The 13,182-nt window shown below is 72.4% G+C and carries 14 protein-coding genes and 1 pseudogene; 2 read left to right on the top strand and 13 right to left on the bottom strand.

Annotated elements, in window-relative coordinates; all coding sequences use genetic code 11:
- The 4 genes from ACWCQ6_RS32750 to traA form a co-directional block, all read right to left on the bottom strand.
- Positions 1-977: DUF2637 domain-containing protein (locus ACWCQ6_RS32750; protein WP_451095453.1), on the bottom strand; the 977-nt coding region annotated here is incomplete at its 3' end.
- The gene (locus ACWCQ6_RS32745; RefSeq protein ID WP_451095451.1) at positions 974-1,447 is read right to left on the bottom strand and encodes a hypothetical protein; all 474 of its coding nucleotides are present in this window, start codon (positions 1,445-1,447) and stop codon (positions 974-976) included. The genes ACWCQ6_RS32745 and ACWCQ6_RS32750, both read right to left, overlap by 4 nt.
- 185 nt (positions 1,448-1,632) lie before the next feature.
- The gene (traB, locus tag ACWCQ6_RS32740; protein WP_451095449.1) at positions 1,633-3,627 is read right to left on the bottom strand and encodes a plasmid transfer protein TraB; all 1,995 of its coding nucleotides are present in this window, start codon (positions 3,625-3,627) and stop codon (positions 1,633-1,635) included.
- Between the two features lie 16 nt (positions 3,628-3,643).
- Positions 3,644-4,243, bottom strand: a complete 600-nt coding sequence (gene traA / locus ACWCQ6_RS32735; protein WP_451095447.1) for a plasmid transfer protein TraA — start codon at positions 4,241-4,243, stop codon at positions 3,644-3,646.
- Between the two features lie 114 nt (positions 4,244-4,357).
- Between traA and ACWCQ6_RS32730 the strand changes: the two genes are divergently transcribed.
- Entirely contained in the window at positions 4,358-5,146 is a 789-nt protein-coding gene (locus ACWCQ6_RS32730) for a GntR family transcriptional regulator (RefSeq protein WP_451095445.1), read from the top strand.
- A gap of 436 nt (positions 5,147-5,582) precedes the next feature.
- Here ACWCQ6_RS32730 and ACWCQ6_RS32725 read toward each other — a convergent pair whose 3' ends face one another.
- Positions 5,583-5,924 (bottom strand): hypothetical protein, encoded by a 342-nt coding sequence (locus ACWCQ6_RS32725; protein ID WP_451095443.1) that lies wholly within the window; start codon positions 5,922-5,924, stop codon positions 5,583-5,585.
- Positions 5,925-6,323: 399 nt separating this feature from the next.
- Between ACWCQ6_RS32725 and ACWCQ6_RS32720 the strand changes: the two genes are divergently transcribed.
- Positions 6,324-6,587 (top strand): hypothetical protein, encoded by a 264-nt coding sequence (locus ACWCQ6_RS32720; RefSeq protein ID WP_451095441.1) that lies wholly within the window; start codon positions 6,324-6,326, stop codon positions 6,585-6,587.
- Between the two features lie 45 nt (positions 6,588-6,632).
- On the opposite strand, the gene ACWCQ6_RS32715 is transcribed toward ACWCQ6_RS32720, so the two are convergent.
- The 8 genes and pseudogenes from ACWCQ6_RS32715 to ACWCQ6_RS32680 all read right to left on the bottom strand — a co-directional run.
- Positions 6,633-8,552 carry a relaxase/mobilization nuclease domain-containing protein gene (locus tag ACWCQ6_RS32715; RefSeq protein WP_451095439.1) on the bottom strand — a complete coding sequence of 640 codons (1,920 nt, stop codon included), beginning with the start codon at positions 8,550-8,552 and terminating at the stop codon, positions 6,633-6,635.
- Positions 8,549-8,938 (bottom strand): hypothetical protein, encoded by a 390-nt coding sequence (locus ACWCQ6_RS32710; RefSeq protein WP_451095437.1) that lies wholly within the window; start codon positions 8,936-8,938, stop codon positions 8,549-8,551. Before ACWCQ6_RS32710 ends, ACWCQ6_RS32715 begins: the two co-directional genes overlap by 4 nt.
- 475 nt (positions 8,939-9,413) lie before the next feature.
- A complete protein-coding gene (locus ACWCQ6_RS32705) occupies positions 9,414-9,803 on the bottom strand; it encodes a hypothetical protein (RefSeq protein WP_451095435.1) in 390 nt (129 codons plus the stop codon).
- A gap of 74 nt (positions 9,804-9,877) precedes the next feature.
- Positions 9,878-11,407 (bottom strand): protein rep, encoded by a 1,530-nt coding sequence (locus ACWCQ6_RS32700; protein WP_451095433.1) that lies wholly within the window; start codon positions 11,405-11,407, stop codon positions 9,878-9,880.
- Positions 11,408-11,908: 501 nt separating this feature from the next.
- Positions 11,909-12,133, bottom strand: a complete 225-nt coding sequence (locus ACWCQ6_RS32695; RefSeq protein WP_451095431.1) for a hypothetical protein — start codon at positions 12,131-12,133, stop codon at positions 11,909-11,911.
- Between the two features lie 19 nt (positions 12,134-12,152).
- The gene (locus ACWCQ6_RS32690; protein WP_451095429.1) at positions 12,153-12,539 is read right to left on the bottom strand and encodes a hypothetical protein; all 387 of its coding nucleotides are present in this window, start codon (positions 12,537-12,539) and stop codon (positions 12,153-12,155) included.
- A complete protein-coding gene (locus ACWCQ6_RS32685; protein WP_451095427.1) occupies positions 12,536-12,997 on the bottom strand; it encodes a Pycsar system effector family protein in 462 nt (153 codons plus the stop codon). Before ACWCQ6_RS32685 ends, ACWCQ6_RS32690 begins: the two co-directional genes overlap by 4 nt.
- Positions 12,994-13,182: pseudogene (locus ACWCQ6_RS32680) on the bottom strand (hypothetical protein); the annotation flags it as partial. The pseudogene ACWCQ6_RS32680 and the gene ACWCQ6_RS32685, both read right to left, overlap by 4 nt.

Raw genomic sequence — 13,182 nt, 5'->3', positions numbered from 1 at the left:
TCGCGCACCGCGTCGGCTAGCGCCGTGAGCGCGTCGGCCTCCAACATTTTGTCGTCCTTGGCGCCGCCGTGAGCGGTCTCGTGAGCGGGGGTGCTCACGGTGGCGCTCACGGTCGGACGGGGGGTACTCACGGCCGCCGCCACGGGCGCCGGGGGCTTTGGCCGCTCGGCGGCGGCCCGGCGTTCGGCCACCGCCTTGTCGGCCGCCGCCTTGGCCTTGCGCTCACGGTCGGCTCGGTCGGCCTCTTCCTGCTTCTGACGTGCGATTGCCTCGCGCTCGGCGGTGGCGCGGGCGTCGGCCCGCTCCTCGCGCTCCCGCTCGACCTGGGCAGCGTGCTCCCGCTCGTCGCGGGCGAGCTGGGCAGCGTGCTCACGGTCGGCCCGCGCCTGCTCGGCGGCCTGCTCACGCTCGCGCTGGCGGTCAGCTCGCTCCTGCTCCCGTTGCCGCTCCTCGGCCGCGCGGACCGCTTCCCGCTCGGCTCGTGAGCGCTCCTGCTCAGCCTCGCGCTCACGCTTCCTGGCCGCCCGCTCCTCGGCCTGCTCACGCTCGATGCGGGCGGTGGCCGCCGCGATCTCCCGGCGCCACTTGAGCGACGCCTCGGCCACGACGATGAGCACGACCGGCGCGGCGGTGTGCACACCGACCCCGACCCAGTCACCGCCGAGTGCGGAGTGCCCCACGTTGAGGAGCACCGACGCCCCGCCCGTGAGCACCCGCAGGACAACGGGCCAGCCGCTCGTGGATCCACCGAGCCGGGCGACGATGGCGTCGACGCGGATCGAGATGACGACGGCGACGTCGACGACGAGCGGCAGAATCGGGGCCGACCACTGCCAGCCCTCCGGGGTGCTGGCTTCGACGAGCGGCGTGACGGTGAAGACGCTGAAGAGGATGACGCCGAAGACGATGACCCAGCTGAGGCGGAGCACCTTCTCCGCCTGGTCGACCTGGGCCTGCGTGGTGAGCTGCACGGTCACCGCCCCGCCTTCGCGCGGGAGAGGAAGCCGCGGGCGGTCGCGCTGACCTCGGTGCGCTGGACGACCGTGCCCTTGTAGACGTTCGTGGTCGACGCCGACCGGGCGCGGGCGAAGGCGGAGCCGATGGCGGTCGCGGCGGCGGCGATCCCGGCGAACGGGAGGGTGCTGGCGAGGACGCCGGTCAGGGTCACGGAAGCGAGGCCCTGGAGGATGAGCCAGGCGCCGCACCCGAGTCCGGTGACCCCGGCGCCGACGCCGATGGAGGCGACAGCGACCCCGGCGGCCCACTGGGGGACGATCCGGGAGTCCGGCTGCAGGACGGGCGGAGTGGTCCCGATGACGGGGACCGGAGTGGTGTCGCGGAAGTACGTCGGAGTGGCCGGCACTTCCGGCCGGTACGCCTCGGCGATCAGCCGGGCGGCTTCGGCAGACGCCTCGGAATCAGTGAGATGCTTCGGGTCGATGGTCACGGGTTACCTCCGTGGCTGTCAGGCGGACCGCCCCGATACCTGCGGGGCGGTCCGTCACCGTTCGGTGTGCGGGGGCTGTGCGGTCGAGCTGTGCGGGGCTGTGCAAGGGGGTGTGCGGCCCGATTCACAGGCCGCGTGACGTGGGGATTCGCGCTGTGCGGCTGTGCAGGGTGTGCGGGGCCGCGTCAGACTCCGGCGAGGGCCGGGACGAGGCGGTAGACGCCCTGCTCGCCGGTCGCGGCGAGGCGGCCCTCCTCGGACAGCCGCTTCATCTCCCGGGAGACCCAGGAGCGGTCCCGGCCGATCTTCGCGAGGTACGGGTTGACCTGGTGGACGGCGACGGTGCCGGGCCCGATCGAGGCGAGCATGCGGATCATCTCGTCGAGGAGCGCGCGGGCCTCCTCGGTCCCGGGCTTCTTCCCCGGCGGGATCGAGGTGTTGGTCTCGGCCGGGGGGATCTCGGCCGACACGTCGAAGTCGGCGTCCTCGTCGTCGACCAGGTCGTGCTCGGCGACCTCCTGCGGAGCCGGGGCCGCCGGGGCGCCGGCCGCGCGGGCGGCACGGTCGACGAACAGCTTGCCCGCGACCTTCGCCGCGGCGGCCGCCGTCACCGGGTCCAGCTCGGGCCGCACGGAGGCGAACTGCTCGACGACGTAGCGGGCCATCCGCTCGTAGGTGCCCTCGGCCGGGGGACCGGTCCAGAACGTCCGGGCCGGGTTCGCGTACAGGTCTTCGTCGACCCCGGCGCTCACCAAGTACACGTAGCCCTTGCGCTTGTTGCCCCACGCGGCCGGGGCGGCGCCCGCATCCAGCACCTCCTCGGGAAGGGCGAACGCCGCGTCATCGCCCTTGACCCCGAAGCACATTGCCGCCGGGAGCGAGGCGCGGGTGTCGGTGGAGAGCTGGTAGCCGGAGGCCCTCTGCATCGAGATGACCAGCGAGACACCGGCGGACCGGGCTTCCTGGGCGATGCCGGTGAACGTGTCCTCGCCCAGCTCACGCAGGAGCTTGGCCGCCTCCTCGAACCAGGCGAGCAGGTAGGCCATCCCGGGGCAGCCGCAGGCTCCGGACGACGCGCAGGAGTGCGCGGGGCTGGTCTGCTTCTTGGCGGCCGCGGGCTCCCACGCCCGGTAGCCGTGGTCACGCAGCCACGCGGTGCGGGCGGGGATGACGGCCTGGACGGCCGCTACCATCGCCCCGGCCGACGCCGTGTCCAGCGCGGCCCAGTCGAGGCCGGGCAGCAGCGGCTGGAAGTCCTGGCCGCTCTTGGCCGCGTCCGCCAGCCACACGTTGATGTCGCAGCGGGTCAGGACCTCCAGCAGGATGTCGAGCGCGCCCTCGGTCTTCCCCGAGCCGGTCATCCCCATGACCAGCAGGTGGATCGCGTCCAGCAGCGGCAGCACCAGGTCGGACCCGTCGTCGTAGACACCCAGCCGCAGCGGCACCTCGATCGACTGCCCGGGGGCGAACGGACCGGGCCAGATCGTCGGCGTCTTCAACTGGTCCTCGGGGACGATCACGAACGTTCCCTTCCGCGCGCTGTCGGGGTCGTGCTGCACCCGGATCGCAGTAGTCGGCACGTCCAGCGCCGACGCGATCTGAGGAATCGCCTTGGCCACGTCGTCGTTCGTCAGCTCACCGGCAGGCAGCTCGTACGGGACGACGACCTTGTTCGGCTCGACCTTCACGTTCTTGAGCTTGGTCCGGGCCAGGCCGACCTTCTCCAGAAGGCCCTTGTCCGCGTCGGAGCCGGTGCTCTCGGTAGCGCTGGACCGCATGACCTGGCGGATGTTCCAGGTCAGGGCGAGGCTCGCGCCGCCCATCAGGAACAGGTCGGGCAGCGGGCCGGTGAACGGGCCGGACAGGGCGGCGGCGGTGAACCAGCTCGACCCGGCCGCCACGGTGATGGCGGAGTGGAGGCGGCGCTGTTGCCCGGTGGACTTGCCCGCCCACCAGGTCGCGGCCGTCAGCCCGACCGACGCCAGGGTCAGACCGACCCCCGGCCAGGGCGAGTTGCCCCACAGCTCGTGGGCCCCGGCGCCCGTCGCACCGACCACGCCCGTGACGATCCACGGCGGCGTGTAGGGCTTGGCCCGGTGCCACAGCCAGGCGCCCATCCCGGAGGTGGACGAGCCCGAGTTGAGGCGGTCTTCCTGCTGCCTCTCGATGTCGCTGCTCATGATCAGACCCCCCTTGTCAGAACTGGAACGGCTTGGCGGACGTGCGCTGCGGGCGCGGGTTCATCAGGTCGGCGTACTCGCGGGTGAACGCCCCGTACGCGCCCATCGCCGACCGCGCGGCGGCGATCGAACCGTCCGCCGCCTTCTTGAACTTCCGGCCGACCTTCGCCGCCCTCAGCCGGGCCTGGATCGGGTTGTCGTCCGGGAGCGTCTGCGCCTGAGCCAGGCGGGCCTCCAGGATCTTCCCGGCCATCGCCAGCTCGATGGACACCTGCGCCATCAGCGCCCGGACCGCGTTGCAGTAGGCCCGCACGTCCTCGGTGTTGTCGAAGTCCGGGTCACCCAGCAGGAAGTGCGACTTGCCGCCACCACGGTTCTGGCCCTGTGCCGGGGCCGGGGCCGCGGTCTTGTTGTTCACCGTGACGTTGATCGGCGGGACGAACCCGCCCGCCGCCGCCCCGACGAAAGCGCCGGCCGCTCCCGCCGCGTCCGACGCGAACTTCGCACCCTTGCCGCTGGGGACACTGCCACCCCTGCGGGGCGGCGGCGTGAACGGCCGGTCCGCCTGCTGCCGAGCGAACGCGCGGGCCTGGTCGCTGCTGCTGTTGCGTGCCATCTGGTGGCCTCCATCGCCAATTGAGCCGCCGCAGTTCTAGCACTGCGACTGTCTGGCAACGACTATGACGGGCCAATGGGGACCTGTCAACAGTTCTAGAACTGTGGTCTACTGATGGCAGAGGAGAGAGAGGGGATGGTCACCGTGGCCGCACCGAAGTGGCGCGCACTCGCCGACAAAATCGCAGCTCAGATCGACAGAGGGGAGTACGCCCCGGGGACGGAGCTCCCCCACATCAGGGCTCAGGTCGCAGCCGGTGAAGGGTCCGGGGCCACCGTGCACCGGGCGTACCAGACCCTCGCGGCGGAGGGGTACGTCACCTCCAGTCGCGGGCACGGCACAGTCGTCCGCGACCGGCGGCGCATCCGGGTACCGCTCAGCCGGTACGGGAGCGTGCTCACCCCCGGCGGGACGAAGGGCCCGTGGGAGAGCGCCACCGCCGCCCAGGGGCTCGCCGGGGGGATGACCGTGCTCCCGCCCGAGACCCTCGAAGCCCCGGCCGACATCGCTGCCGCACTCGACATCGCCGAGGGTGACCAGGTCGTCCGCCGGAGCCGCCAGGCCACCATCGACAAGGAAGTCGTGCAGATCCAGTCCGCGTGGTACCCGCTCGACATCGCGACCGCGGCCGGGCTCGACAAGCCGGGCAAGATCGTCGGTGGCATCCTCGGCGCGATGGCGGGCGCTGGCCTGCGCCCGACCGAGGCCGACGAGCGGGTGACCGCATGGGTGCCGAGCCCCGCCGAAACCGCGGCGCTCTCCATCAGCGCGACGGTGCCCGTCCTGCTCGTCGAGCGCGTGACCCGGGATCAGACGGGCCGCCCCATCGAGGTCGTACGCATCACAGGAGCGGCAGACCGACTTGAACTCGTCTACGACCGACTGCCACTCCAGCCGCAGTGACCGCCCCGACGTCAAGCCCCCGCCGGATCCTCGGCGGGGGCTTCTTCGTGCCCGCTGTCAGGGCCGCCCAAGGTCCGTAATCCTCCGTGGCCTACCCCCACGCGACTGCGACGAGCGTGGGGGGTGAAAAAGACGGCTAGCGGCGAGAGGGGCGGGGTCGCGGGGCGTCTCACGGCCGTCTGCGGGGCGATCACGGGGTCGGTCGCCGTACCGCCGCCGTCACGGACGACGGGCGCGTACGCGGCCCTGCGGCACCGGGGATGGGCGGGCGGGGGGCAGCTGCTGCCGCGATCGGGCCGGGACCGGCGGGAGTCGCCGAAGGCTTCGGTGCAGGCGCGTGACCCCTGAGGAGCGTGTCGTTACGTCATCCCGTGCCGGGAGCCCCCGCGGCCGTGTCGACTGTGTCGGCCTGCGTGCCGAGCCGTGTCGGACCGTGTCAGTCGCCTGCGGGAAGATCCTGGCCGTCGGTGCCGATCCCGTACCGGGCGAGCCGGAGCGCTATGTCGTCCTCCCACAGCGGCAGGTTCGACGGCGCGGCCGGCGGATCGGGCACGACGTCGACGACAACCGGGGCCTGAACCGCGGGCGGGACCTGGTCGCGGTCGCGCTGCATCGGCTGCCCCAGGCGGCGAGCCTCGAACGCCCGCTGCCGATGGCTGCGCTTGCAGTACAAGCGCGGCGACCGGGAGCCGAGCTGGCTGACCGCCTCTCCGCACCACTCGCACGACCGGTACTCCACACCGGCCTGCCGCTGGGCCGGAAGTTCATTGCTGCTCATGCCCGCGACCCTAGCCGTCACTGTGACGGCCTGAGCGATCCGGCAAGCCGTCACTGTGACGGCCTGAGCGCTCGACCAGATTCCTCACACCTATGCATCACGACTGTCCGCGACGGGTAGTTCCGGCCCCACCAGAACGGTGAGAAGTGGCTCCGCCAGGCGTTCGAGTGCCGGGCCGGTGGGTGGTCCGCGCACAAGCGCAGCCAGCGAGAAGAGGCCGTCAGGGGCTCGGGTGAACGGTCGTCCGCCCGTTCGGAGGGTGGGGCCAGAACTTTCCGTTCCTCCGGGGCCGCTAGACCCCGTTCAAGACACATCACGACCCATCGGCGCCTCCCAACGTGTGCACGCGTGCCCGTGCACGCGTGCACACGCGAGTGGCGGGAGCCTCAGACTCAACTCATGAGCACTGCACGACGTCCGCTCGGCACCGGTCCGACGACGAGCACCAGGACCACCACGACGACCCCGGGCCCGCGGCTTCTGCCCGCCGAACGAGCCGGGCACGACGAGCTCCTGGGCGACGTCGACGAGCGCCTGGCCGTGCCCGACCGAAAAGGCCGGCGGACTCTCGGGCCCGGCACCGGGACTTCGGGGGCGGTGTCCCCCGGCGCGACCGGTGCCCGCCACGACGATGCCGTAGCGCGCCGGGGGATGCCGACCTAAGCGGGGGTCCGGGGGGTGGCGAAGCCCCCCAGCGACCACCGGTGGTCAGCGGCCGACTCTTGGTCCTCCGCCCGCACTCGGCCCGCGGCGGCGCAGGTGCGCGGGCTGCTCTCCTGCCGGGCTGGCCTTGCGCCGACGGGAGGCCGGCACTTTCTGCAGGGCGGCGTCACGACGAGCACGGCCCTCCGCTTTGCGCTGGCCCTCGGGCATCGTGCGGCGCAACTCGGCCTCGGCACCGAGCTGCCCGACGCGGGCCTCGGCTCCTCTGATCTTCTGGGCAAGATCCTGGGCGCGGGCCTGCTCGGCGTCGCGGCGGGCGCGGCCTTCGTCCTGGTCGCCGCGCTGGGCTTCCGCCAGGAGCCGCGGCCACTGCTCCCCCAACCTCTTGGCGTCGGCCTCGGCGTTGGGCAGGCCGGATGCCTCGCGGGCGGCGCGGGCGGCGTCGGCTGCCCGGCTGCGGGCCTGTTGGGCTTGCTCGACGTACGCGTGGATCGCCGCGCTGGCGGTGGCGGCCTTCTTCTCCTCGGCCTTGCGGCTGGTGCCTTCCCGCCACAGCTCCAGCCGCCCAAGGGCCTTGAGTCGGTCGGCTGTCCGCCAGATCTTGCGGGCGGCGTCGGTGGCGGTGTCGGCGTTGCGGGCCTCGTTGCGGGCGGCGACCTCGGCGGCGATGTGCGGCTCGGCTGCAGCGACCTTGGCGCGGAGCTGGTGGAGGTCGCGGACCCGGGTACCGGTGACTGCGCCGGTCGCCTGGCCGTCCCAGGAGCGTGCGTTGCTCAGCGCGGTCTCGGCGGCGGCCTGCCAGGTGGCGGCCTGGCGGCGGGCCTTCTTGATCTCGCGGGGGATCGCGTCGGTGGCGAGCCTCCCGTACGGGCGGCGGCTCTTGTCGGTCCAGGCCGGGACCGACCGAGGTGTCGGCAGTGCTTCCGCCGGCACTTCCTGCCCGGCGGTCTTCGCCTTCCACTGGGCGAGGATCCGGGCGGCTGGGTCGCTGCTGAGTGCGGGGTGGTCCTCGGGTAGGGCGGTGCCGCGCTCGATCCGGCCCTGGCGCAGCATCTCGACGGCCTGGTCGACGAATTCGGCGACGTCGTCCTGGTGGACATTGTCGACACGGCTCGACGTCGGCGACGTCGCGGCGGCCGCGGCCGCGCGGGGAGCGAGCGTGTCCGGCGGGAGCTCTCCCACCACGGTCTTGAGCTGGGCCCACCGCAGATCGCGGGCGACCTTGGATGCGGGCACCCAGACCTGTTCGCCGGTGGCGTCGGTCCAGTTCGGCAGGCTGAAGCTGTAGCCGTTCATCCGGCCCGTGGACGCCACGTTCGCGCGGAAGGACACCCCGGCGTCCTCCAGCCCGGACTCGAAGGCATCGCGGCCAAGTCCGCGGCTGGCGTCGCGCACTTCGCGGACCAGACGGCGCAGCTCCTCGCGCTCGGGCGGCACGGCGGCGTCCGGGCCGCGGCGCCGGTTCGACGCCTCCAGCTCGTTGTTGCGGACCTGTGGGCCCTCGGGCCGGAAGCGGTCGGCGGCGCGGACCAGGCCGTGCTCTTCCTCCAGGCGGTCGGCGGCCTCGCGTGCGCGGCGGTAGTCCCATCGGTCCGTGAGCAGCTGCCCGCCCCAGTCGACGCGGGAGACGGTGAGGTGGATGTGGTCGTCACCGTGGCGGACCGCGACCCACGGGGCGTCGGCGAACCCCATGCCCGTGATAAACGCCGTGGCGATGGCGGACCACTGGGCATCGGGGAGGATGCCGTCCTCGTCGGGCAGCGAGAGCGAGCAGCGCCAGATCGGGGCGGTGATCTCGGGGCGCCGGCGGGCGGTGTGGTCGATCGCACGGGCGACCTGGAGCGGGGTTCCAGTGACGTTCCCCGCGACGATCCGCGGGTTGATGTGCTCGTCACGGCGGCCGGGCCCGAAGTCGTAGATGAGCGCCCCGACCGCCTTGCGGCCCTTGGTGATATTGGCGATCACTCGGGGTCCGCGGTGCCCATGACCTCGATGCCCCTCAGCGCGAGGGCCGCGTTGCCGACCTCGAACAGGGCCGCTTCGACTGCGGGGTGGAGCCGGGCATCCTGGTGGGTGTAGCGGACGAGCTGGTTGAGGTTCGCGCCGATCCGGACGAGCTCGTCGTACGCGGCCTGGGTCACCGGGTCGAGCGGGGCCGGCCTTTTCTCCGCGCCCGGGGCGGCGCCATCGACCTGGTCGTCGAGGACGTCCTCGACGACCGCCCGGACCCACGCGCCCAGTTCGCGGCGGCCGGACGTCGAGCGCGCCTCGTCCCAGCGCGTCCGCTCGTCGTCGTTGAGCCGCACCGAGACCGTGTGTTCGCGCTTGGAGCCCGGTGTCCCCCGTGCCATCCGTTCCCCCTCGACCGTGACCGGTCGCCAATTGGCGACCGGTCACCAGTCGTACCACCCGGCCTCGTCCGCCCCCCACCCGGACCGTGTCGCGGTCCATGCCGCGGGCTGTGTCCCTGTGTCGCGGACCGTGTCGCGGGCCGCCGACGTCGGCGGCGCGGCCGTGTCGGGCGCCCGCAAGGGCGGTCGGCCACGGGCCGCTGGTCGGCCCCCTCGGGCCGACCGACCGCCCCCTTCAGGGGCGGTCCTCCCCCGGCAAGCGCAGCGCGCCGTGGGGCGAGGTGCCGGTAAGCGAAGCGCACCGGCATACCTCGCTGCTGAGATTTCGGTCGGGTCGGCGGGTCAGGTGCTCGACTCGTCCGCAATCTCAGCCTGTTCGGTCTGCGGTCGGTCAACTGCTCCGGCTCACCTGCTCCTCGGAGCCCCTGGGCTCCGAGTGCCGGCGCTTGCGTCGGCTGCCCCTGGCGACCACCGGTCAGCTGGTGGCCGCTTCGGTCGCGCACCCGGCGGCGACGAGCGCGGCCGTGATGGTGTCGCGCTCGTCGGCGGTGAAAGGCCGGGTGCTGTCCCACTCGTTCATCGGATCCCAACCGAACAGGATCACCGGGCCCCGGGTCTCGGGGGCCGTGTCGGCGGGCACCCCGGCGACTCCGGCGAGGACCTGGGCGGCGTACGGGTTGGGCGCGTACTCCTCACGGAGAAGCAACGCGCAGTCGGACATGGCGAGCCGCAGGCGCGAGCCGTCGGTGAGGAAGCCGCGGCCGATGCCGTGGGGGCCAAGCTCCTCCTCAGCCCGGCCGATGCGCTGTCCCCACTGGGCGGTGCCGTCGGGGCGGATCAGAACGTAGACGGGGGCGTCGGTCATCAGGTGTGCCTTCCGGGTGAGGTGACAGGGAAGTACGGGGCTCCGTACTTCCAACTGTGAGCGGGCGAACGAGGTCACCGCGCGGCGGTCGCCAGAGCTTCGCGGCGGCGGCGGTGAAGGTGGCTGAGGAAGTTCTCGGGTCCGTCGGCCTGGCGGGCGGCGTCGGCGGCGGCCTGGGCGTCCTTGCGGGCCTCCCAGGCTCCGGGAGCCTGGCGGACGATCTGGCTGGCGCGGCGCTCGCGATCCTGGCGATCGAACTCGTCGCGCCAGACCTTCATTCGAGCGGCGAGCGTCTCGCGCTCAATGCTCTGGAGCACCTCGTCAGCGGTGGGCACGGTCCCGGCCTCGAAGACGTCGGGCTCCTGGACGTCGAGTCCCCAGGTGAGGCCCCAGCTCTCGATCAGGGCGCGGACAGCGGTCACTCCGCCCTTCTCGGCTGCGTGGAGCAGGGCCAGGGGGCGCCCCGGCCGCCGGGCGATGTAGCGGTACCAGGTCGCGGCGGGGATCCGAGCAAGCGGAGTGCCGGCGGATGCCTCGTCGGAGGCGACCTTGCCGTCGGCGCGGTCGTCCAGCTCGAAGCCCATCTCCTTCAGAAGCGCGCGCAGTCCGTTGGACCAGTACAGGGCGCGGATGCCGACGGCGGCCTCGACGAACTCGCGCCAGAGCTGGACGTCGAGCGGTTCGGCGCCCTCGGCGGTGGCGGCGCGGGCGAGTTCGAACGGGGTGCGGTGCCCGCCCTGGCCCTGCTTGACGTCCTGCCGGGTCAGCTCGTGCGCGACGCCCCAGCGGGTCTTCCCATCCTGGCCCTTCATCAGGTAGCGGGCGAGCTTCCCGGATTCGCCCCGGTCGGGAGCGTCAATCCGTACGGCAACGGGCTTGCCGTCCTTCTCGCTGATCTCGACCGGCATGCGGGCCCCGGCCTTGACGAGCGCGGTGGACCACACCTCGAACGCGAGGTGCTGGAGTTCCTGGACCTGACCGGCCGCCAGGGGGCGGGCCAGGAACAGGAGCACGTGGTAGTGAGCGTGCCAGCCGTTCGAGCCGTGGGTGACCTCCCAGGCCCGGACGAAGCCTCGGATCCCGTACACCGCCTTTGCCTCGCGCCAGGCCCGCCCTGCGTTCTGGCCGAAGCCCCGCTTCCATGCCTCGCGCTGCTTCTCCACCAGATCCTTCAGCGGGTCACGGCGGTAGTGGCGCATGGTGAGCGTCATCATCACGAGGCCGCAGGACTGGCATTCCCAGAACTCCCCGACCTGCTCCAACTCGTCCTGCCGTACGCGGCGGATCGAGGTGGAGCAGCAGGGGCAAACGTGGACCGAACCGCAGGTGACGACCCCCGCGAAACCCGCCCGCCCGTTGCGGATCACGGGCGTGACGCCGCCCGCGAGGACCGAGAGCCCGCAGTCCTCCAGGCGCTGGAGGCCGGACAGCGGGCGCAGGGCCTCCCGGAGGAGGAAGCTCGCGTCGCGGGCGGCCGTGTCCGTACCGGTCTCCGGCGTCGCGCCCGGCTTGCCGCCGCTGAACCGCTCGGTTTGGGGGGACCGACTCGCACCGTCCGGACTCTGCGTACCGCCGGTGACTCCGGTCTCGGTTTTCGGGGCCACGGCCAAAAAGGGACGCGCGCGCAGGCCGCTGACCTGCATGTCCGTAGTTTTCGCGGTAGTACCAAGGCCGCGTCCCTTTTTGGTGCCGGAGGTGCCGCTCGACCGGCCGGGGGTGAGCAGGGCCTCGCCACGCGCAATCGCGCGCTTTGCCCGCTTTTTGCATGCTTCAGAGCAGTACACGCGCGGGCGTTTGCCCTGGATGCGGGTGATTGGCGTCCCACAGTGACAGCGGGGACCACCCACGGCGCGCGGGGTGGTGGGTGTTGCAGACGACGAAGCGTCCCTTACGCTGGACACAGACGAGTCCCTTGGTTGGTAGCCGGGCGGACGTCAGAAGCGGTCCGGGGTCCTACGCCCGGGCCGTTTCGCATTGCTGGGGATGATCCTGCCACTTCGCGTGCCGGGCGTTGCCCCCGGCACGCACAGGACCCGTGGGGCCCCTGTGACTTGATGGACCGTAGGAAGCCCCGCCGGATGATCCGGCGGGGCTTCTTCGTGCGGTCAGCGGCGGGTGACGTCCCGGCAGGCGCCGGGGAGGTCGACCACGTGGTCCAGGTCGTCCAGGGTCACCCCGTGCTCAGCGGCCGCGTCCAGCAGGGCGTCCAGCAGGCGGGTAGCGGCGGTGTGCTCGGTGTCGGTGAGGGGGCGACCCGCCCGGGGCACCGCGGTGACGCGCTCCCCGGTCGAGCGTCCCTGTCGGTCGGTGTGGCGGCCAATGGTGGGCATCGGAGTGTCCTTTCGAGAGCTACTTGCGGTTGAGCAGGTGGAACGGGAACGGGGCGTTCTCCATGCGGACCCCGACGCTCCTGATCCAGTACCAGTGGAACGGGAAGGTGGGGACGCCCAGCCCCATGAGGGCGACGGCCCGGTGGTGGCCATCGGCCACGTACACGTCGGGATAGCGGTCGCTGACTCCGAGGATGATCGGCTCGCGCAGTCCGTCGCGGGGGATGGACTGGCGGAGGCGGGCCACCAGGTCCCGGTCCTTCTGCCGGTGCTCGAAGCGTCGACGCGCGTCCGCCCACCGTGCGTACTCGGTCGGCTTGATGAATCGGTCGGTGAGCATGGCGGTCCGCATTTGGCCTCGGTAGAAGTCGCTGCCGTGGCTGGTGACGATGTGGGTGGTGGTCATGCGGCACCTCCGAGGGCGATCAGGACGGCGAGGACGAGCAGGAGGCCTCCCGCGCGGGTCAGGTCGATGGCGCGGGTCAGGCGGGTGTACTTCGTGAGGGCGAGGCGGCTGAGCCCGGCGATGGAGTCGCCCAGGTCGCGGGTCTCTGCCATGGCGGTGATCTGCTGAGGGGTGAGGGTCGCCCACAGCGGGAAGCCGTGGCCGCCGACCAGGCCGGGGCGGACGGAGCCGAGCAGCTGCCCGGCGGCGGCGATCAGGGCCGCGAGTCCAAGGCCGCCCGTCAGGTACGCGGGCAGGGTCGGCGGCAGGTCCCGGGCGACGCTCCAGGCGCCGGCCACGATGGCGCCGACGAACGCCAGGAGTAACCCCGACTTGGTGTCGGTGCGGGCGATCTCCGCTTTCACTTCGGCGTGCTGAGCGGCCAGGGTCGCTGCCGCGGTTTCCGTGGGGGTGCTCATGCCGCCACCTCGTTCAGCTCGCTCACGCGCTTCGCGACCCAGCCGGTCGACCACCCGGTGAGCGCCGCGATCTGACGCTGGGTCTTGCCCTCGCGCACCGCGTCGGCTAGCGCCGTGAGCGCGTCGGCCTCCAACATTTTGTCGTCCTTGGCGCCGCCGTGAGCGGTCTCGTGAGCGGGGGTGCT

It is taken from the genome of Streptomyces sp. NPDC001880 (assembly GCF_053594575.1).
The sequence above is the reverse complement of the archived record's forward strand: the minus strand, read 5'-3'. Positions and strand labels throughout refer to the sequence as shown.